The organism is Nitrobacter sp. 62-13 (genome assembly GCF_001896955.1).
Taxonomy (GTDB): Bacteria; Pseudomonadota; Alphaproteobacteria; order Rhizobiales; family Xanthobacteraceae; genus Nitrobacter.
On the sequence record NZ_MKRN01000201.1, the window covers coordinates 1 to 20436 of the forward strand.

The window sequence follows — 20436 nt, forward strand, 5'->3', positions numbered from 1 at the left end:
CGCTCGACGTGCTCGACATCGGCGGCATCGCCGACATCGCGCATCAGGCCGGCGCGCGGCTGATCGTCGACAACGTGTTCGCGACGCCGATCTGGCAAAGCCCGCTGGCGCTCGGCGCCGACGTTGTGGTGTATTCGGCAACCAAGCATATCGACGGCCAGGGACGCACGCTCGGCGGCATCATCCTGGCGTCGAACGCCTTCGTTCAGGATCACCTGCAGACCTTCATCCGCCAGACCGGGCCGTCGATCTCGCCGTTCAACGCCTGGGTTCTGCTGAAAGGGCTTGAGACGCTCGGCGTCCGCGTGCGCCAGCAGACCGAGAGCGCGGCGGCGATCGCGGATGCGCTGGCGTCGCACCCCAAAGTGTCCCGCCTCATCTATCCCGGCCGGCCCGACCATCCGCAGGCGGCGCTCGTGAAGAAGCAGATGCGCGCCGGGTCAACGCTGATCGGCTTCGAGGTCAAGGGCGGCAAGGCGGGCGCCTTCCGCTGCCTCAACGCGCTGAAGCTCGCGCGCATCTCGAATAACCTCGGCGACGCCAAGAGCCTCGTGACCCACCCGGCGACGACCACCCACCAGCGGCTCGCGCCGGAGGTCCGCGCTGGCCTCGGCATCGGCGAAGGCTTCATCCGCTATTCGGTCGGTCTCGAACACAAGGACGATCTGATCGAGGATCTCGCTGCCGCCCTGGAGACGGTGTGAGAGGTCGTGTGTCCGGATGCTTTGCACTGCGGAGAGCGGCGCGCTGCTGGTGCGGGACCGTAGTGCAGTGACTTTGTGATCCGGACTTAGCGGAGCAGCGTGAAGAACGCTGCACCGCGTCCGGGACATAACGGTCTCACAACGGCCGATTGACCGCCGTGGCCGCTGGCAGCCTGATGCCTGCCTGAATCTGGTCCACCGACTTGATGATGTCGTCGCCGAGTAACTGGGCGAAACAGGCATAGCCCCAGTCGTTCATGTGCAGGCCGTCCTTGGTCACGAAGATGTCGAACGGCAGCGACTGCCGGTCGTGCCAGTCGCGCATGACCTCGAAGCGCGGAAAAATCCCGACGTGCCTGTAGTGTGCGACCTTGCTCAGCAGGCGGACCATCTTGCCGGCATTCTCGCCCCTCGCATTGACGGCGGGGGCGTATTGCGGATCGACCAGAACCAGATCGGCGCCGGAGGCCTGAATGGTCGCGACGCCGTCTTCGACGGTTTTCACCGTGCTCGCGGGATCCAGATTGCGCAGCACCGCGTTGGTGCCGACTTGCCAGATCACCATGTCCGGCTTGGCATCGATCACTTCCGATCGCAACCGCTTCATCATCTCCGGCGCATCCTCGCCGCCCTTGCCGCGATTGATCACGGTAATGGCGGCCGCCGGATACTTGCGGTGCAACTGGGCCGCCAACTGGTTCGGGTAATTGAAGTCGGGCGAGGTCGCGCCGTACCCTTGCGTCGATGACGAGCCGAAGGCCACGATGACGACCGGCTTGTTGGTGGCCAGCTTGGCCGCGACATGCGGCAGCGACCCCATCGATTGCGAGACGCCTTTCGGCGGCAGGCAGGGGACGCGGTTGAAGATGTCGCGGACGCGGGCGGCAACCGCCTTTGCCTTGTCGATCGGGGTTTCGGTCAGGTTCTGCGTCGGCGCGCCGGGGGCCGCTGCCATAGCGCCGCTCGACGGCGGTGCAGACAGGCTGGCGCTGCCCATCGGCAGCGCCAGCGCATTAGCCGGCGAAGTTTGCGCAATCACGCCCGAGGTCGATACGCCGATCAACATGATCGCCAGCATGGCCGCACCAGCGTTGCGCGAGAAGCGACCGCTGCTCGTCATTGGCGCCGGGTCCCGAGTTTGGCGGTGTCGATATGGGCGGTATTGATGATGAATGTCGACAAGGCGCGGCCGAGGCAATCGTGAACGCGTTTGGCCTGGTCGACGCCGCGCACCGGGCTGAACAAATCGAACTCCCCGGTCTCGTTCCATTGGTTCATGATTGCGAACCGGTCGAACAGCGGAACGTCGTGCTGCTGCGCCACCACCCGCATATTGTCGATGTAGGAGGTTGGCGAAATCATGGTCTCCGTACGCGGGCTGTATTGCATGTTCATCAGCACAACGTCGGCCCCCGCATTTTGCAACGCAGTAACGCCCTGGTCGATGGCATCGTGAAAACGGTCGACATCGACGGACCGGATAGCATCGACGGTGCCGGTCTGCCATACCACCAAGGTCGGCTTTTTTGTCTGCGCCAGCTTGCCCAGGCCGGGGACGACATCCTCGGCGGTCTTCCGAGGCGTCAGTTCCACGGAAACGGATACGACGATTCCGGTTAATTTCTCGCGGAGCGTGGCCTGCAGCCTTGCGGGATAGGCGTCGTTTTCCGCTCCGGAAATGGTTGAGGAACGGCTGCCCACAACCAGAATATCGAGCGGCCCGCCGGTCTTGACCGCCGAGGCGACCCGCGACAGCGTGCTCTCGCTGGTCAGCAGATAGGCCGCGACGCTGCAACTTTTTGGCGGGTCATCGGCACGCGCGACGGCGGTGGCCGACAAACCGGCCACCACGAACAAGACCGACATCCAGCCGGCCCTCATGCTCCTCCTCCCGCCAGATCAGCGTCGCCGTCAGCGGTCCTGGTACGGCTCCCGCTCTTGCCGGCCATCTTTTTGTACCATGAAAATACCCATGCGGCTGCGGACATGATCAGGATTCCGCAAACACTGATAACGAAGTGCATCCCGGCGCCGCCGGACCACTCCGCCAGGATGAACTGTCCGGCGAATGCCAGGAAGACGCCGATGCAGAAAATCTCAAGCGAATGCTGACCGCACAGGATCATCGGCCGCAGCCATGGCGAGGTCAGCCCCGGCCAGTCCCTCGGCAGGAAGCGGACGGTGAGCGCAGCGAGCGCCAGGAAATGGGCGAGGCGAAGCACGTCGAGGTTGGTCTTGTCGATGGGATACATCCACTGCTCGACGATGCGGGGCATGAAATAGTTGAGCTGCGGCACGTGCCAGGTCAGCGTCGTGTAGAAGGCGAACACCAGATAGACGACGCAAACCCACAGCGTGATCGGCGACCGGACGATGCGCGACGTCCGCTTCGCGCCTCCGAGCGCGCACCACGCCCCGAATACGAACAGCAGTTGCCAGGCGAAGGGATTGAAGAACCAGACCCCGTTGGGATAGGCCGGCAGCGCCAGATCGAACTGCCAGGTGAGCGCATAGAGGCCCACCGACAGCGCCAGCGCCAGGTCTGCCTTGCGCTGCATCAGCGCCAGCATCGGCGGAAAGAAAAGCATCAGCGCGATATAGAGCGGCAGCACGTCCATGTTGACGGGCCTGAACTTGAGCAGCAGCGCCTGCACGATCGTGACGTCGGGCTGCTTGAGGAAATCGAGAATGCCCATTTCCTCGGTGTAAAGCGGGTTCTCGAAACGGCTCGCGACGTAGGAAATTTCCGCGAGAAAGATCGTGAACAGAAAGATATGCGCCACGTAGATCTGCCAGACGCGCTTGAGAATGCGCGCGGCGGCGACGATGAATCCCCGCTGCAGCATGACGCGCCCGTAGACGAACGCCGCCGTATAGCCCGAGATGAAGATGAAAATTTCGGTGGCGTCGCTGAAGCCGTAATTGCGGATGGTGAGCCAGGTCAGAAGGTTCTGCGGCAGGTGGTCGATGAAAATCAGCCAGAGCGCCAGACCGCGGAACAGATCGAGCCGCAGTTCGCGCTCGGCGGGCGCGGTCGGGCTCGGAATAGCCGGTGCTTCGCGCATGGCGCCATCGGCCGCCACCTTGGCGCGGGCTCCGACCTGATCGGCAACCGACGGCATGCGCTCTGCTTCGAAAGGTCTCGAACGCCCCCGGTCGAGACTGATTTACGGGACGACAGCTTCACGCTAACGGTGACAAAAAAGCAATATTGCGGCCGGCATTTTGGTCCGGAACCGCGCGCTGTCACAACTAAGTGGGGGCTGGTTCCTGCGCCTGTTTTCGCTATGATTGCGCCAAGTCGCGCAAAGACGCTGGCGCGTATTCCGCAAAGGTGGATACCGGTTTTGCGATCGGAATACGCGCAAGTTATAAGGTGAGAGCATTTTCTTGCGCCTAACCGGACTCCACTTGGCCGGAAAATGCTCTGGAGAGAGTTTGAGATGTACCGCGCCGTTACCCGCCAGATCGAAGTCACTGTCGAGCCGAATTTCATGCCGGAGCGATCGTCGGCCGAGCGGGGCCATTTTTTTTGGTCCTACACCGTGGTCATCACCAATGCCGGGTCGGATACCGTCCAGTTGCGCACGCGGCACTGGATCATCACCGATGCCTCCGGGCGGAAGCAGGAAGTCCGCGGCGAGGGCGTGGTCGGCGAGCAGCCGGTGCTCGCGCCCGGAGAGCGCTTCGAATATACCAGCGGCGTTCCGCTGCCGACCGCCAACGGCTTCATGAGCGGACGCTATCAGATGGTCTCGATCCGAAGCGGCGAGCCGTTCGAAATCGATGTCCCCACTTTTTCGCTCGACAGCCCCGACAGCAAGCGCGTGCTGAATTAGAGCGTTTTCGAGCGAAGTGGATACCGGTTCGCGTGAAGAAAACGCGTCCAATCAAAATCATAGAGCCCGCTTCTGATTCCACCAGAAGCGGAAAGGCGCTGAAGAGGCGGCGGCCCTATTCCACGCCGGCTTCCTCCGGCGTGAATTCGTAGACGGAGCTGCAGAATTCGCAGGTCACGGCGACCTTGCCGTCCTGCACCATCCCGGAGCGGTCCTGCGGCACGAAACTCTTCAGCATCGCCTCCACCGCGTCGCGCGAGCATGAACATTGCGCCTGCAGCGCCTGCGATGGAAACACCCGGACCCCGCGCTCATGGAATAGCCGGTACAGCAGCCGCTCGCCGGATAAATCGGGATCGATCAGTTCGATATCCTCGACGGTCGCGATCAGCGACTGGCCCTCGACCCAGGCATCGTCCTCCGCCACGGTATGCACCGCGCTGCCCTCGGGCGCGTCGCCGGGATCGAGATCGGCCTGACGCGCGCGCTCCGACGCCTTGGGCAGGAATTGCAGCAGCATGCCGCCGCCGCGCCAGCCGCGCTTCGGACCATTGCCGTCCCTGCGCCACTCCTCGCCGACCGCGAGGCGGACCCGCGTCGGAATTTGTTCGGAACGCAGAAAATACTCATGCGCGGCGTCTTCGAGGCTGCCGCCGTCCAGGGCTACGAGGCCCTGATAGCGGCTCATGTCGGGGCCCTGATCGATGGTCATGGCGAGATGGCCGCGGCCGAGCAGCGCGCCTGAATCCATCGCATCGCCAAGCCGCGTTTTGTCGAAACGGGCATAAGCCCGCAGCCGGGCCGGCGCCCGAAAGTCGACAATCAGGAACGATACCGGTCCGTCGGTCTGGGTTTGCAGGATGAAGCGGCCCTCGAACTTGAGCGAGGAGCCGAGCAATGTCGTCAGCACGATCGCCTCGCCGAGCAGCTTGGCGACCGGTACGGGATAGTCATGCCGGACCAGCAGTTCGTCGAGCGCGGGTCCGAGCCGCGTCAGCCGTCCGCGCAGGTCGAGGGTGCTCACCTCGAACGGAATCACGGCATCGTCGACCGGAACAGCCGAGGGCGCGCGCACCGGGGTTTCGGGCGAAATAGCGGAGGCGGACGGTTGTGAGGTCATGCCGCTTTATCTGGGGTCGGGGGTGCGTGATCGAAACCCCTTGAAAGCCGGTTTCGGCGTGCTTTGCCGGCATCCTGCTCCGGTCACGAACGCTCCACAGCGTTTTCGAGCGAAGTGGAAACCGGTTCGCATGAAGAAAACGTGTCGAATCAAAAACATAGAGCCCCGCTTCTAATTCCGTCAGAAGCGCAAAGGCTCCGGAATTCGCGCGGGGCCTCCCGGCCTCACATCCTTTTCATCTCGACAGACACTTTCGGTCCGTTCTTGATGGTCTGATAGACGACGCAATAGCGCTCGGTCAGCTTGAGCAGGAGATCGAGCTTGTCCTGCGGCGCATCGGTCTCGACATCGAACCGCAGGCGGATCGATTCGAAGCCGACCGGCGTTTCCTTGTCGACGCCGAGCGTGCCGCGAAAATCGAGATCGCCCTCGGCGCTGACGTGGCCGGATTTCAGCGGCACCTCGATCGCGGTCGCAACCGACTTCAGCGTGACGCCGGCGCAGGCGACCAGCGCCTCGAGCAGCATGTCGCCCGAGCACAATTCGAGGCCGGAGCCGCCGGTGGCCGGGTGAAGCCCCGCGACCGCGAGCGCGCGTCCGGTCTCCACCTTGCAGGCGATGCCGTCGTTGTCGATCGACCCCCGCGCCTTCAGCGTGATCAGCGCTGATTTCGGGTCACTCTTGTAGCGCTCCTTGATCGGGGCCTGCGTGGCGCGAAGCTCGGCGGCATCCATCAACCTCTCCTTTTCCTGAACTCAGTCAGAGCAATTGTAGCCGCGGCGCGCCGGCTTCACCACCACAGCGCATCGCCGGTCTCGGCCGCCGCCGTCGGGTCGGGCGCGGCCTGGTCGAGCGAGCGATCGAGTGCGGTCAGGATGCGCCGCTTGGTGGTCTCGAACAGTTCCGAATTGCGGTCGCGCGGACGCGCCAGGCTGATCTCCGCCTGCTCGAACAGTCGTCCCGGCCGCGGCCGCATCACCACCACCCGATCCGCCAGCACCACCGCCTCGTCGACGTCGTGGGTCACGAGCACCAAAGTCGGGCGGGTCTCCGACCACAGATCGAGCAGGTGATCCTGCAGATCGCGCCGCGTGAAGGCGTCAAGCGCTGAGAACGGCTCATCGAGCAGAAGCACTTCGGGCCGCACCACCAGCGCCCGCGCGATCGCGACGCGCTGCGCCTGTCCGCCCGACAGTTCGCGAGGCCACGCCTTAGCCTTGTCGGACAGGCCGACCTTGGCGAGCGCGGCGGCGACGCGTTCCCGCCGCTCGGTCGCAGACACGTCCGACAGACCGAAGCCGATGTTGTCGGCGACGCTCAGCCATGGCAGCAGCCGCGGCTCCTGAAAGATGATGCCGACCTTGGGATGCGGCGCGGTGAGGGCTTCGCCGTCGAGCGTGATGGCGCCATAGCTGGCGCGGTCGAGGCCCGCGATGGCGCGCAGCAGCGTCGATTTTCCGCAGCCCGAGCCGCCGATGACGGCGACGATCTCGCCGAGCCTGATCTCGGTCGAAAACCGCTCAAGCGCGTTGACGCCGTTGGGATAGGTCTTGCCGACGCGGTCGAGCACCAGCATCAGAACGCCCCGCGGCTTGGCGCGAACGCATCCTGCCAGCGCAGGAACGGCATCGCCGCGATTTCGATCAGCCAGTCGGTGGTCTTGCCGAGGATCGCGAAGATCACGATGGCGGCGAGGATCTGCGCCGGCTTGCCGAGCTGCTGGCCGTCGATCAGGAGATAGCCGAGTCCTTCGGAGGCGCCCATGAATTCCGCCGCCACCACGAACATCCAGCCGAGACCGAGGCCGACGCGCAACGACACCACATAGGCCGGCAGCACCGCGGGCAGCAGAATGCGACGGATCATCGCTGGCCCGCTGAGGCGGAAGGTGCGGCCGACCTCGACGATCTTGCGATCGACCGAAAGGATGGCGCCCATGACGCCAAGATAGATCGGGAAAAACACGCCGACGGCGATCAGGGCAACCTTGGACAGTTCGAAAATGCCAAGCCACAGGATGAACAGCGGCACCCAGGCGATCGAGGGAATGGCGCGCAGCGCCTGGATGGTCGGATCGAGCAGTTGTCGCGCCAGCCCCCAATAGCCCGAGATCGCGCCCAGCACGGTGCCTGCCGCAACGCCGAGTGCGAATCCGGCGCCGACGCGCTCGAGCGTGGTCGCCATGTGGCGGAAAAGCTCGCCGCTGCGGGCGAGTTCGTCGATCGTCGAAATCACCGTCGACGGCGGCGGCACCAGTCGTCCGTTGGACCAGCCGGCGGCCACCGCCCATTCCCACGCGACTGCCGCGGTGAGCGGCAGCAGCAGGCCGAGCGCCGGACGCGTCCAGCGCCGCCACCGCGCCGCAGACGGCGGCGCGAGTGACTGTGTGCTCTCGACGGGGGTGTCCAGCGTCATCGTCATTGCCAAACCCTGTCCGGCCGCCGATTGCAAGACCGAAATAAAGACGAGGGCCGGCGAGCCGGTCCTCGCTTGTTGTGGACGAGCCGACCGATCAATTGGCCGGCAGCGGGACCTGATCGTCGATCAGATTGTCGAGCGCGGCCTTGACGTCGACCTTGGCGTCGAGGACGCCGGCCTGCTGAAGCGCCAGGCCGGCGGCGAGAATGGTGTCGCGCTGGGCCTTGCCGATCTTGCCGTTCGAGATGTCGGTGCGCTCGCGCAACTGCTTTTCAACCACGTCCTTGGGCAGCTTGGTGGCGGCGATGAAGCTCGCTTCCAGTTCCTCCGGATGGGCGACCGCGTATTTGCGCGCGGTCTCATAGACGCCCAGCACGCGCCGGGTGATCTCGGGATATTTTTTCAGGAACTCTTCCCGCACGTTGAGGATGCCGTAGGTGTTGGCGTCGGCATCGCGATAAAACAGCCGCGCGCCGTCCTGCAGTTCCGCCTGCGCCATCATCGGATCGAGACCGGCCCAGGCTTCGACGTCGCCCCGGATCAGCGCGGTCTTGCCGTCGGGATGCTGCAGCAGCACCGGGACGATGTCCTTTTCGGACATGCCGAACTTCTGCAGCGCGCGGACGAGGAAGATATGCGGATCGGTGCCGCGCGTGACCGCGACGCGCTTGCCCTTGAGGTCGGTCACCGTCTTGATCGTCGTGTCCTTGCGGGTGACGAGCGCCGTCCATTCCGGTTTCGAATAGACATAGACGGATTTGAGCGGATTGCCGTTGATCCTTGCCACCAGCGCCGCGGAACCGGCGGTGGAGCCGAAATCGATCGAACCGGCGTTCAGGAATTCGAGCGCCTTGTTGGAACCGAGGGTCTGGACCCAGCGCACGGTGATGCCGTCCTTGGCGAATTCCTTCTCGACCAGCCCCTTGTCCTTCATCAGCATCGACACCGGGTTGTAGGTCGCCCAGTCCATGTGAATTTCTTTCGGCGCGTCAGCGGCGAACGCCGCCGCGGGCAAAAGCGCGGCTGCGGCGATGGCGGCGAGCACAGCACGGCGTGCGGGCTTGAACATGATAATGTCTCCTGGGAGGTTGAAAATGCGAGCCGTTCGGCCGGGCGAAAAAGCCATCTTATGTCAAATAGTTGTAAACCTCAGTCAACGAGAAAATAGATTTTTCGGATGCTCCGGCTGGAGGACATCCTTGCTCAAAGCCGGTCACATGCAGCATGGATCCATCGTGTGCGGCCGACAATCTCCGGTGACAGCCCGCGTGGCGTCCGTTATCCGGATAGGCGATGGATATTGCGACGACAAGTGACGCGGCCGCAGCCGCCGACGGCTTCGATACCGCCAGGATCACAGGCGACATCGATGCGCTGGCCGAGAAACACGCCGGACACGAGGACGCCTTCCGCTCCGCGGTGTCCCGGTTGTTGAAGGCCGAATTCGCCAAGGTGCTCGATGCGGCGCAGGCAAGGCTCTTGCGCGATCGTCACGGGCGGCGCTGTGCGGAGCGGCTTTGCTTCGTCCAGGACGAAATCATTCGCCTCGCGTTTTCAGCCGCGACGCGCCATCTCTATCATTCCCCGATTCCTTCCGACGGCGAGCGCATGGCCGTGGTTGCGACCGGCGGCTACGGCCGCGGCCTGATGGCGCCGGAGTCCGATCTCGATCTGCTGTTCATTCTTCCATACAAGCAGACCGCGTGGGGGGAACAGGTCGCTGAAGCGATTCTATATTGTCTGTGGGACATGGGACTGAACGTCGGTCATGCGACGCGGTCTGTCAGCGAATCGATCCGGCAGGCGCGGGGCGACATGACGATTCGCACGGGGATCCTGGAGACCCGGTTCCTCGCCGGCGACCGGGCGCTTTACGACGAGCTGGTGACCCGTTTCGACAAGGAAGTGGTGCAGGGAACGGCGGCGGAATTCGTCACCGCCAAACTTGCCGAGCGTGAGGAGCGGCATCGCCGCGCCGGCCAGTCGCGCTATCTGGTCGAGCCCAACGTCAAGGACGGCAAGGGGGGATTGCGCGACCTGCACACGCTGTTCTGGATCGCGAAGTATGTCTACCGGGTCCATGAAAGCCACGAATTGCTGAAGTGCGGCGTGTTCGACGTCCGCGAGTACCGGACCTTCCGCCGCTGCGCCGACTTCCTGTGGTCGGTACGCTGCAACCTGCACTTCGCCACCGGCAGGGCCGAGGAACGGCTGTCGTTCGACCTGCAACGCGAGATCGCGGTGCGGCTTGGATACACCTCTCATCCCGGGATGCAGGATGTCGAGCGCTTCATGAAGCACTACTTCCTGACCGCCAAGGACGTCGGCGACCTCACCGCCATCCTTTGCGCCAAGCTCGAGGACCAGCAGGCCAAGCCGGCGCCGGCTCTCGGTCGCATAATGTCGAAACTGCAGCGCGGCACGGAATTGCGACGGGTGCCGGACGACGATGACTTTATTATCGACAATAACCGCATCAATCTGGCCTCGCCGGACGTCTTCAAGCGCGATCCCGTCAACCTGATCCGCATGTTCCGTCTCGCGCAGAAGAACAACCTGGCGTTTCATCCGGACGCCTTGCGAACCGTCACGCGGTCGCGGCGGCTGATCAACGCGCAGCTTCGCGAGAACCCGGAAGCCAACCGGCTGTTCATGGAAATCCTGACGTCGAACGACGCGGAGACCGTGCTGCGCCGGATGAACGAGACCGGGGTACTCGGTCATTTCATCCGCGCTTTCGGCAAGATCGTCTCGATGATGCAGTTCAACATGTACCATCACTACACGGTGGACGAGCATCTGATCCGCTGCATCGGCATCCTTCAGGACATCGAGCGCGGCGGCAATGACGAAGTCGCCCTCGCCAGCGAGCTGATGCGCAAGATTCGCCCCGAGCACCGGCCCGTCATCTACATCACGACCCTGCTTCACGACGTCGCAAAGGGCCGGCCCGAGGATCATTCGATCGCGGGCGCCAGGGTGGCGCGCCGGTTGTGCCCGCGTCTCGGCTTCAATGCCGCCGACACCGAGCTGGTCGCATGGCTGATCGAACAGCATCTGACGATGTCCAAAGTGGCCCAGTCGCGCGACCTGTCCGACCGCAAGACCATCGAGAATTTCGCGGCCGTGGTGCAGTCGGTCGAGCAGATGAAGCTCCTGACGATCCTGACCACCGCCGACATCCGCGGCGTCGGCCCCGGCGTCTGGAACGGCTGGAAGGCGCAACTGCTGCGCACCCTTTATTACGAGACGGAACCGGTGCTGACGGGGGGCTTCTCCGAGGTCAATCGTTCCGAGCGCATCGCGGCGGCCCAGGCGGAGTTTCGCGCTGCCTTCACCGAATGGTCGGAGCAGGAACTCAACGCCTATATCGCGCGGCATTATCCGGCCTATTGGCTCAAGGTCGATCTCGCGCACAAGATCAGGCATGCGCGTTTCCTGCGCGCCAGCGAGCAGACCGGGCAGAAGCTCAACGTCAATGTCGGCTTCGACGAGGCGCGGGGTGTCACGGAACTGACGATCCTGGCCAATGACCATCCCTGGCTGTTGTCGATCATCGCCGGAGCGTGTGCGTCCGCCGGCGCCAACATCGTCGATGCGCAGATCTATACGACCACCGACGGGCAGGCGCTCGACACCATCGCGATCTCCCGTGAATACGACCGCGACGAAGATGAGGGACGCCGCGCCGCCCGCATCGGCGAGATCATCGAGCAGGTGCTCGAAGGCCGGCTGCGCCTGCCCGACGTGGTGGCTCGCCGCGCTGGCGGAAAGGCCAAGCTACGGCCGTTTGTGGTGGAACCCGAGGTCATCGTCAACAACCAGTGGTCGGACCGCCATACCGTGATCGAGGTTTCGGGAGTAGACCGGCCCGGACTGCTGTTCCAGCTCACCGCCGCGATCTCGAAGCTCAACCTCAACATCGCGTCCGCCCACGTGTCGACATTCGGCGAGCGCGCGCGCGACGTGTTCTACGTCACCGATCTTCTCGGGGCCCGGATCACCGCCCCGACCCGACAGGCCGCGATCAAGCGCGCGCTGATCCATCTGCTTGCCACCGGCAATGCGGCGAATCCTTCCGCCGTCTGAGGTTCCATGCTTCTCGCAGGACGGCTTGCAATGCGTTTGACCTTCATTCAGGTTTGAACCGACGCTTGATTCGGCCGGACCATGGACACGATCATGCATCTGGTGAGCACGATCATAAGCAATGCAATGAAAAACCGTGTGCTGGGTTGGGCCGTGACGGCGGCATTGGCTGTCACGCTGTCGGTCTCGCAGGCTTCCGCCCAGAAAAAATACGGCCCCGGCGTCACCGACACCGAAATCAAGATCGGCCAGACCGTACCGTTCAGTGGACCCATCTCGGCTTACGCCACCATCGGCAAGGTGCAGGCCGCTTACATGAGGATGGTCAACGACGAAGGCGGCGTTAACGGACGCAAGATCAATCTGATCCAGTATGATGACGCCTACAGTCCGCCGAAGACCGTCGAACAGGTTCGCAAGCTGGTCGAGAGCGACGAGGTGCTGCTGACCTTTCAGCTCATCGGAACGCCGCCCAATGCGGCCGTCCAGAAATATCTGAACGCGAAGAAAGTGCCGCAGCTCTTCGCCGCCACCGGAGCCTCGCGCTTCAGCGATCCAAAGAAATATCCATGGACCATCGGCTTCAACCCCAGTTACGTCGTCGAAGGACGGATCTACGGCCAATACATCCTGAAGGACCATCCGGATGCCAAGATCGGCGTACTCTATCAGAACGACGACGTCGGCAAGGACTATCTCAAGGGGCTGAAATCGGGGCTGGGCGCTAGGGCCTCGAAAATGATCGTCGCCGAAGCGGCCTATGAGGTGTCCGATCCGACCGTCGATTCGCAGATCCTCAAGCTGCGCGCCGCCGGGGCCACGCTGCTGTTCAGCGCCGCGACGCCGAAGCAGGCCGCACAGGCGATCCGAAAGACTTTTGAGCTCGGCTGGAAGCCGGTCCATATCCTCGACATCAACGCGACCTCGGTGGGTGCGGTATTGCAGCCGGCGGGGCTGGACGCCTCGAAGGGCATCATCAGCACCAACTACGGCAAGGATCCGCTCGATCCGCAGTGGAAGGACGATCCGGGCATGAAGAAGTACTTCGCCTTCATGGCGAAGTACTATCCGGAGGGTGACGAGAACTCGAACTTCAATTCCTATGGTTACAGCACGGCCCAACTGCTGGTGCAGGTGCTGAAGCAGTGCGGCGACGATCTCACGCGCGCGAACGTCATGAACCAGGCCGCCAATCTGAAGAACGTCGGCCTCGACCTGTTGCTGCCCGACATCAGGATCAACACGGCGCCGGACGATTATCGCGTCAACAAGCAGATGCAGATGATGCGCTTCAACGGCCAACGCTGGGAACTATTCGGACCCGTCATTTCCGACGACGCGAGCGGTTAGCATCGCGTGTGCGTTATCGGTCGCGCGCGCGGCGACTGCCTCAACCCCTAATCTTGCGTTAACTTTCGGGTAACCCTCCCTTAAACCCCGGCCGCTAGTGTCCCGACTTCGAAGTTGGCACGTCCTAGCAGCAGCCTTCGATGCGAGCTTCGAAATCCCGGGGACACTGGCAATCCTATGATTCTGGTGTGATTTGGGGTTCAGACGTTCGCTTGACGAACCGGCCGGGCGATGAAGCGAACTTCTGAACCACCACTGACGTGCCGCGGGTCGGGCATGGGCGTTGTTGCGTATGGGATGGGGACGAAAAAAACGCCGCGGCCGCAAGGAGCCGGTCTTCAGCGGATTTGCCGCTTCGCTCGCGGAGTTGCGCCTCAATCCGCTCGATCGCATCACGGTTGCCGACGACACGCCGGCCAAACGCGCCGCGCCGCGCAAAGCCGCCGGTTCGGGTGGCGGCGGCTCACGCAAGCCGTCGTCTGATCGCAACGGCAAAGGCCGGAAGCGCAGGCGCGTTCGTCTGTCGCGCGTGGTCTATTGGGGCGCCGTGCTTTCTTTATGGGCGGCCATCGCCGTGGTCGGCGTGGTGGTCTATGTCGGCGCGCATCTGCCGCCGATCCAGTCGCTCGAAATTCCGAAACGCCCGCCGACCATCCAGATCGTCGGCGCGGACGGCAGCGTGCTGGCGACGCGCGGGGAAATGGCTGGCAGCAACGTTTCGCTCAAGGACCTGCCGCCCTATTTGCCCAAGGCCTTCATCGCGATCGAAGACCGCCGGTTCTATTCGCATTACGGCGTCGATCCGGTCGGCATCCTGCGCGCGGCCGTTGCAAACGTCATGCACCGGGGGGTATCGCAGGGCGGTTCGACCTTGACCCAGCAACTCGCGAAAAACCTGTTCCTGACCCAGGAGCGCACGCTCGAGCGAAAGCTTCAGGAGGTCGAACTCGCGCTCTGGCTGGAGCGCAAGCACACCAAGGCGCAGATTCTCGAACTTTATCTCAACCGCGTCTACTTCGGCTCCGGCGCCTATGGCGTCGAGGCGGCAGCGCAGAAATATTTCGGCAAACCGGCGAAGAACGTCACGCTCGCCGAGGCCGCCATGCTGGCCGGTCTCGTCAAGTCGCCGTCGCGTCTGGCGCCGGACCGCAACCCGGAAGGCGCCGAGGCTCGCGCAAAGGTCGTGCTCGCTGCGATGGTCGACGCCCGCTTCATCACCGCGCAGCAGGCGCAGGCCGCCGGAACCCATCCCTCCTATGCCGTGAAGCCGGCCAGCGCCGGCACGATCAATTATGTCGCCGACTGGGTCGGCGAGGTGCTCGACGATCTGGTGGGCCAGGTCGACCAGAGTATCGTCGTCGAAACCACCATCGATCCGAAATTGCAGAGCGCGGCGGAAGCCGCCGTGATCGACGAACTGGCCGCGAAAAGCGTCAAGTTCAATGTCAGCCAGGGCGCATTGGTGGCGATGACGCCCGATGGAGCGGTGCGCGCCATGGTCGGGGGGCGCAACTACGCCGACAGCCAGTTCAACCGTGCGGTGACCGCGAAGCGCCAGCCCGGTTCGGCGTTCAAGCCGTTTGTCTATCTCACCGCGATCGAGGCCGGACTGACGCCCGAGACGATCCGGCAGGACGCTCCGCTCGACGTCAAGGGTTGGCGGCCGGAGAACTACAGTCACGAATATTTCGGCGCGGTGACGCTGACGCAGGCGCTTGCGATGTCGCTGAACACGGTTGCGGTCCGGCTCGGACTGGAGGTCGGGGCCACGAATGTAGTCCGCACCGCGCACCGGCTCGGCATCACCTCAAAACTGGAATCCAACGCCTCGATCGCGCTCGGCACCTCCGAGGTGTCGCCGCTGGAACTGGTCGGCGCCTATGCGCCGTTCGCCAATGGCGGATATGCCGCCAATGCCCACATCGTCGATCGCATCCGCACCGTCGAGGGCAACAAGCTGCTCTACGCGCGCTCGCAGGATGCGCCGGATCGCGTGGTCGATCCGCGCGCCGTCGCCATGATGAACACCATGATGGAGCAGACGCTGATCAGCGGCACCGCCCGCAAGGCCGAGATTCCCGGATGGACCGCCGCCGGCAAGACCGGCACCAGCCAGGATTTTCGCGATGCGTGGTTCGTCGGCTACACGGCGAAGCTCGTAACCGGGGTGTGGCTCGGCAACGACGACAACACGCCGACCCGCAAGGCCACCGGCGGCGGCCTGCCGGTGGAGATCTGGACGCGTTTCATGCGCGCCGCGCATCAGGGCCTGCGGCCCGAACCGATCCCCGGCACGCAGCGCGGCCTGCTTCCGGACATCGCACAGCTCGGCCGGCAGGTCGTCGCGCCGCCGGTTCCTGTCCCCGCCGCGGCTCCGGCGCCGGTCGGCAGCCGACCTCAGCCGATCCGATCCGACGTCCGGCCGGAAGCCGCAAGCGGACTGGACGGCTGGCTCGTCGACCGGCTGTTCGGCGGGCGGTAGAACTATAATCCTTGCTGTCATTCCGGACGCCACGTTAGCGGCGATCCCGGAATCCACGTTCAATCTCTATGGCGGTTATGGATTCCGGGTTCACGACTGCGTCGCGCCCCGGAATGACGAAAAGAGGGTCGGCGGACCGCGACGAGTCCGTTAATCCTGAATGCCGTAGCGATGCAGATCGTTGCCTTCGGCGTCGAGCCACCGCTTGGCCCGCTCGACGTGATTGCAGATACGACCCACCACTTTCCAGAATCGCGGCGAATGATTCATTTCAACGAGGTGGGCGACCTCGTGGGCGGCGAGATAATCCAGCACGAACGGCGGCGCCAGGATAAGGCGCCACGAAAACGACAGCGATCCCGACGATGTGCATGATCCCCAGCGGCTCGACTGATCGCGGATCGAAAGCCGCTTGACCTTGACGTCCAGCATGTCGGCATAGCGTTCCGCGGCCTTTTGCAGGTCGCGCCGCGCTTCGCGCTTGAGAAAATCGTGTACGCGCCGATCGAGATGTTCGAAACCGCCGGCCACACAGAGAATCTTTTCGCCGCTGTCGCGCGTTTCGGTCCACACCGTGCCGCGCTCGCCGGCGCGATGCACGATCCGGTGGGCGACGCCGCGCAACGGAATGATCGCGCCGTGGTGGAACGGGGCCGCCTTCGGCAGCCGTCCGAGGCGCGCCGCGATCCAGCCGCCGTGGCGTTGCGCAAAGTCCTTGGCCTCCGCGAGCGTTCCCCGTGGCGGCATGGTCAGGATCGCTTCGCGATCGCTCGGATGGATTCGCAACGTATAGCGGCGAGCGCGGCGATGGCGGCGCAAGCGCACCGAATAGATCTGAGAACCATGCTTGACGAGAAGCCGGGAGGGTTCAGCGGGACGTCGATAAAGAAGTGCGCGGGCCATTTCAGCAAATCCGGAGGCGGGGGTAGCGCCCGGACTTTGCCATAACCGCCGCCAGTCGAATCGCTCGGCGCAAAAACAAATCATTTGCCCAATATACAGTGGGGTTTTGAAGCGAGCCCCCTATGGAATGGGTATCGGAACAAAATATTTGGTGTTCATTCAGCCCGATTCGGGCGTTCTAGGCATGAATCTGAACTCATTATTTTCCCGCCGCCCAAATCTGGTCGAATCCTAGAGAATTCCGGCGGTGGGCCACGTCCACCGGATCATTTCGTCATCGGCGGATCGTTTGAGTGCTATTCAGATTCACTCGGCCGCCGCACGGAGCGACGCTCGCGCCGGTGTGGTGGTGACGGATTGCATGAAATCGTTGATGCGCGGCACGATCTCGGACTTGAAACGCGAACCGTTGAACACGCCGTAATGGCCGACGCCCTTCTGCACATAATGAATCCGCCGATTGTCGGAAATCGACGTGCATAGCGCGTGAGCCGCTTCGGTCTGCCCGAGCCCGGAAATATCGTCGTTCTCGCCCTCCACGGTCATCAGAGCGACGCGCGTGATCTTAGAAGGATCGACGGGCCGGCCGCGATGGGTCATTTTGCCTTCGGGCAGCGCGTGCTTGACGAATACGAGATCGACCGTCTGCAAATAATATTCCGCGGTCAGGTCCATGACGGCGAGATACTCGTCGTAGAAATCGCGGTGCTTGTCGACGAGATCGCCGTCTCCCTTGACCAGGTTCTTGAACAGACTCTTGTGCGCGGCCATGTGGCGATCGAGATTCATGCTGATGAAGCCGTTCAACTGCAGGAAGCCCGGATAGACGTCACGCATCACGCCGGGATGCGGGAATGGCACCTTGGTGATGACATGGTTGCGGAACCAGTCCGTGCCTTTCTCGGCGGCGAGGTCGTTGACGGCGGTGGGGTTGTTGCGGGTATCGATCGGCCCGCCCATCAGCGTCATCGACAGCGGCACGCATGGGTCGCCCGCGGCCTCCATCACCGATACCGCCGCCAGCACCGGCACCGAGGGCTGGCAGACCGCGATGACATGAACGTTGCCGCCCAGCACATGCAGAATCTCGATCAGGTAATCGACGTAGTCATCGAGATCGAAACGCCCTTCGGATATCGGAACCATCCGGGCGTCCGACCAGTCGGTGATATAGACGTCATGCGTCGGCATGAATGCCTCGACGGTTCCGCGCAGCAATGTCGCGTAGTGACCTGACATCGGCGCCACCAGCAGCACGCGCGGCTGTGGCTTCCTCAGCGGACGTACATGCTTGCGGTCGAAGTAGAGCAGACGACAGAACGGCTTTTCCCAGACCGAGCGGATCTCGATCGGCGTGCGTATGCCGTTGACCTCGGTCTCATGCAGGCCCCATTCCGGTTTGCCGTAGCGTCGCGTGGTGCGCTCGAACAGTTCGCAGCCGGCGGCGACGGTTTTGCCGAATTCGGTGCTCGACCACGGATTGAGCGGGTTCTGGAACAATATCCTTGTCGCGTCGGTGACGGCGCGAGCCGGATTGAGCGACGCCTGCGCCATCTCGTACATCCAGTACATCGGCGTCGTCATCGTGGGGCTGACTTCCGCCGGCATCTCCGGCGGCCGTCCAAATTCACCGATAGGCATTCTGCTCAATCCCCTTTTGCATCGCAACATAGTGGCCGCTGCGAGACACTGCGTCAATCCGCCCCCGGTCTATGAAGATCTACATATAGTAGGTTTATGCTTTCCGCGAGCACGGATGTGGCCGAAATACCTCTCGCCATCCAAGTTCATTGGCAAGGACCCGGCGAGGCGCCGCCTCCATGAGGAACGTTCCCGGCGAGCCCGCGAACGGCGCCGCCTTGATCGCCGACATCGCAGAGCGCCCCGAGGTCGCGGCTCTCGCCCGCGACCCGCCTTCCGCGTCGCGGGCGTCGCTCGAAAACGCTATAAGTTGCGAGAAATGACCGACGTCGCCGTCTCCGATTTCAACCATCCGCGCCGCTACGTTCGGCTGGATACCATCCTGCGGCTGCGCTGGCTCGCTGCGCTGGGGCAACTCGCGGCGATCTTCGTTGTCGCGCATGGGCTGGAATTCGATCTGCCGATCATTCCCTGCGTGACGATCGTCGGCTTGTCCTCGCTGCTGAACCTGGCTTTGCAGGTTATTTTCGACCCGATGCAGCGGCTCGAGCCGCGCCATGCGGCGGCGCTGCTTGCGCTGAACATCACCGAACTCGCCGCCCTGCTGTTCTTCACCGGCGGTTTGCAGAACCCGTTCTCGTATCTGTTCCTCGCGCCCGTGCTGATTTCCGCCACGGCATTGCCGACCCGGCTGACCATGGCGCTCGGCGCATTCGCAATCGCCTGCGCGACAATCCTGGGCTTCACACATCTGCCGCTGCCGTGGGATGTCGATGACCCGCTGATCCTGCCGCCGATCTATCTCGCCGGCGTCTGGTTCTCGATCGTGCTCGCGATCGGCGTCACCAGCCTCTATACGTTTCAGGTCACGGAGCAGGCGCGCAAGCTGTCCGACGCGCTGGCGGCGACCGAACTGGTTCTGGCTCGCGAACAGCATCTGACCCAGATCGACGGCCTTGCCGCCGCCGCGGCGCATGAACTCGGAACGCCGCTGTCGACCATCTTCCTGGTTTCGCGCGAACTGGAAAAAGCCTTGCAGGAGAACGGCACGCAGGATCCTCAGCGGTTGGCCAGCGATCTCGGCATCGTGCGGGAGCAGGCGCAGCGTTGCCGCGATATCCTCGCCAAGATCGCGCAACTGTCGTCGTCCGGCGCGCCGTTCGACCGGATGCCGCTGTCGACCCTGATCGAGGAAACCGTGGCGCCGCATCGCGACTTCGGCATCGACATCAAGACCACCATCGCGGCCGCCGGCGACCATGAGCCCGTCGGCATGCGCAACCCCGCGATCCTTTACGGCGTTGGCAACATTCTGGAAAATGCCGTCGACTTCGCGCGCAGCGCCGTCGACGTCAATGCCTGGTGGAACAGCGATACCGTCGGGATCGTGATTTCCGACGATGGCCCTGGAATCGTTCCCGACATTCTCAAGCGAATCGGCGAACCGTACCTGTCGCGCCGCCGCAACGCCGGCGATGCGCAAGGCGGACGCAGCGGTCTCGGTCTCGGGATCTTTATCGCGCGCACCCTGCTGGAGCGTACCGGCGCGAGGGTGTCCTTTAACAATCGGACGTTTCCGGAGCATGGCGCGGTGGTTCAGATCGTCTGGCCCCGCGTTCGCTTCGAAACGTTGAAAACAATCGCGGAGGCAACGGCTTAGCTGTGAGGGACGGCGATCGCAATCCGTCATCGCTTGCGCCGTGGCTTTGAGCGCCCATATGATTTTGACTGCAACCAAGCGCGAGGTCTTATCGTGAACGCTACCCCCGACGTTTTCCCGCAAGCCGACCGCTCGCTGCTGATCGTCGAGGATGACAAGCCGTTTCTCGAACGTCTGTCGCGTGCCATGGAAACCCGCGGCTTCGAAGTGACGTCCTGCGACAGCGTCTC

At 63.4% G+C, this 20436-nt stretch carries 18 protein-coding genes (1 of these 18 only partly in view); 8 read left to right on the forward strand and 10 right to left on the reverse strand.

The features are described from left to right. A partial coding sequence (locus BGN91_RS15755; protein ID WP_292614749.1) for a PLP-dependent transferase occupies positions 1–704 on the forward strand: 704 nt, incomplete at its 5' end. 136 nt (positions 705–840) lie between these two features. Here the strand turns inward: BGN91_RS15755 and BGN91_RS15760 are convergent. The 3 genes from BGN91_RS15760 to BGN91_RS15770 are packed head-to-tail and all read right to left on the reverse strand — an operon-like array spanning position 841 to position 3769. Continuing rightward, positions 841–1824, reverse strand: coding sequence for an SGNH/GDSL hydrolase family protein (locus BGN91_RS15760; RefSeq protein WP_292614751.1), 984 nt, complete (start codon positions 1822–1824; stop codon positions 841–843). Next, complete coding sequence (locus tag BGN91_RS15765) at positions 1821–2585, reverse strand: GDSL-type esterase/lipase family protein (RefSeq protein WP_292614753.1); 765 nt, start codon at positions 2583–2585, stop codon at positions 1821–1823. The genes BGN91_RS15760 and BGN91_RS15765 overlap by 4 nt, the downstream gene beginning before the upstream one ends. After that, positions 2582–3769 carry an OpgC domain-containing protein gene (locus tag BGN91_RS15770; protein ID WP_292614816.1) on the reverse strand — a complete coding sequence of 396 codons (1188 nt, stop codon included), beginning with the start codon at positions 3767–3769 and terminating at the stop codon, positions 2582–2584. Before BGN91_RS15770 ends, BGN91_RS15765 begins: the two co-directional genes overlap by 4 nt. Positions 3770–4147: 378 nt before the next feature. On the opposite strand from BGN91_RS15770, the gene apaG reads away from it, so the two are divergent. Further along, positions 4148–4543 (forward strand): Co2+/Mg2+ efflux protein ApaG, encoded by a 396-nt coding sequence (gene apaG, locus BGN91_RS15775; RefSeq protein ID WP_292614755.1) that lies wholly within the window; start codon positions 4148–4150, stop codon positions 4541–4543. Positions 4544–4658: 115 nt separating this feature from the next. Here the strand turns inward: apaG and BGN91_RS15780 are convergent, their stop codons facing one another. The 5 genes from BGN91_RS15780 to BGN91_RS15800 form a co-directional block, all read right to left on the reverse strand. Further along, the gene (locus BGN91_RS15780; RefSeq protein ID WP_292614757.1) at positions 4659–5663 is read right to left on the reverse strand and encodes an Hsp33 family molecular chaperone; all 1005 of its coding nucleotides are present in this window, start codon (positions 5661–5663) and stop codon (positions 4659–4661) included. 224 nt (positions 5664–5887) lie between these two features. Then, positions 5888–6397, reverse strand: a complete 510-nt coding sequence (locus BGN91_RS15785) for an OsmC family protein (RefSeq protein WP_292614759.1) — start codon at positions 6395–6397, stop codon at positions 5888–5890. 56 nt (positions 6398–6453) lie between these two features. Beyond that, on the reverse strand, positions 6454–7239 hold the full coding sequence (locus BGN91_RS15790; RefSeq protein ID WP_292614761.1) for an ABC transporter ATP-binding protein: 786 nt from the start codon (positions 7237–7239) through the stop codon (positions 6454–6456). Beyond that, entirely contained in the window at positions 7239–8084 is an 846-nt protein-coding gene (locus tag BGN91_RS15795) for an ABC transporter permease (protein WP_292614763.1), read from the reverse strand. The genes BGN91_RS15790 and BGN91_RS15795 overlap by 1 nt, the downstream gene beginning before the upstream one ends. Before the next feature lie 91 nt (positions 8085–8175). Then, the gene (locus BGN91_RS15800; RefSeq protein WP_292614765.1) at positions 8176–9150 is read right to left on the reverse strand and encodes an aliphatic sulfonate ABC transporter substrate-binding protein; all 975 of its coding nucleotides are present in this window, start codon (positions 9148–9150) and stop codon (positions 8176–8178) included. Between the two features lie 224 nt (positions 9151–9374). Here BGN91_RS15800 and BGN91_RS15805 point away from each other — a divergent pair, with 224 nt between their 5' ends. From BGN91_RS15805 to BGN91_RS15815, 3 genes are all read left to right on the forward strand, one after another. Continuing rightward, the gene (locus BGN91_RS15805; RefSeq protein ID WP_292614767.1) at positions 9375–12170 is read left to right on the forward strand and encodes a [protein-PII] uridylyltransferase; all 2796 of its coding nucleotides are present in this window, start codon (positions 9375–9377) and stop codon (positions 12168–12170) included. Positions 12171–12296: 126 nt separating this feature from the next. After that, the gene (locus BGN91_RS15810) at positions 12297–13520 is read left to right on the forward strand and encodes an ABC transporter substrate-binding protein (protein WP_292614818.1); all 1224 of its coding nucleotides are present in this window, start codon (positions 12297–12299) and stop codon (positions 13518–13520) included. 292 nt (positions 13521–13812) lie between these two features. Then, on the forward strand, positions 13813–16002 hold the full coding sequence (locus BGN91_RS15815) for a penicillin-binding protein 1A (RefSeq protein WP_292614769.1): 2190 nt from the start codon (positions 13813–13815) through the stop codon (positions 16000–16002). 150 nt (positions 16003–16152) lie between these two features. Here BGN91_RS15815 and BGN91_RS15820 read toward each other — a convergent pair whose 3' ends face one another. Further along, positions 16153–16989, reverse strand: a complete 837-nt coding sequence (locus BGN91_RS15820; protein ID WP_292614771.1) for a SprT family zinc-dependent metalloprotease — start codon at positions 16987–16989, stop codon at positions 16153–16155. Positions 16990–17211: 222 nt separating this feature from the next. After that, positions 17212–18546: a polyhydroxyalkanoate depolymerase gene (gene phaZ / locus BGN91_RS15825; protein ID WP_292614772.1), complete on the reverse strand. Its 1335-nt coding sequence runs from the start codon at positions 18544–18546 to the stop codon at positions 17212–17214. A 179-nt stretch (positions 18547–18725) separates the two neighbouring features. Between phaZ and BGN91_RS15830 the strand changes: the two genes are divergently transcribed. The 3 genes from BGN91_RS15830 to BGN91_RS15840 form a co-directional block, all read left to right on the forward strand. Further along, on the forward strand, positions 18726–18869 hold the full coding sequence (locus BGN91_RS15830; RefSeq protein ID WP_292614774.1) for a hypothetical protein: 144 nt from the start codon (positions 18726–18728) through the stop codon (positions 18867–18869). Next, positions 18866–20206, forward strand: coding sequence for an ActS/PrrB/RegB family redox-sensitive histidine kinase (locus BGN91_RS15835; RefSeq protein ID WP_292614776.1), 1341 nt, complete (start codon positions 18866–18868; stop codon positions 20204–20206). Before BGN91_RS15830 ends, BGN91_RS15835 begins: the two co-directional genes overlap by 4 nt. A 93-nt stretch (positions 20207–20299) precedes the next feature. Further along, on the forward strand, positions 20300–20436 hold the beginning of the coding sequence (locus BGN91_RS15840; RefSeq protein ID WP_292614778.1) for an ActR/PrrA/RegA family redox response regulator transcription factor. 418 nt of this gene lie beyond the right edge of the window; 137 of the gene's 555 nt are visible here — the first part of the coding sequence; its start codon is at positions 20300–20302; the stop codon falls past the right edge of the window.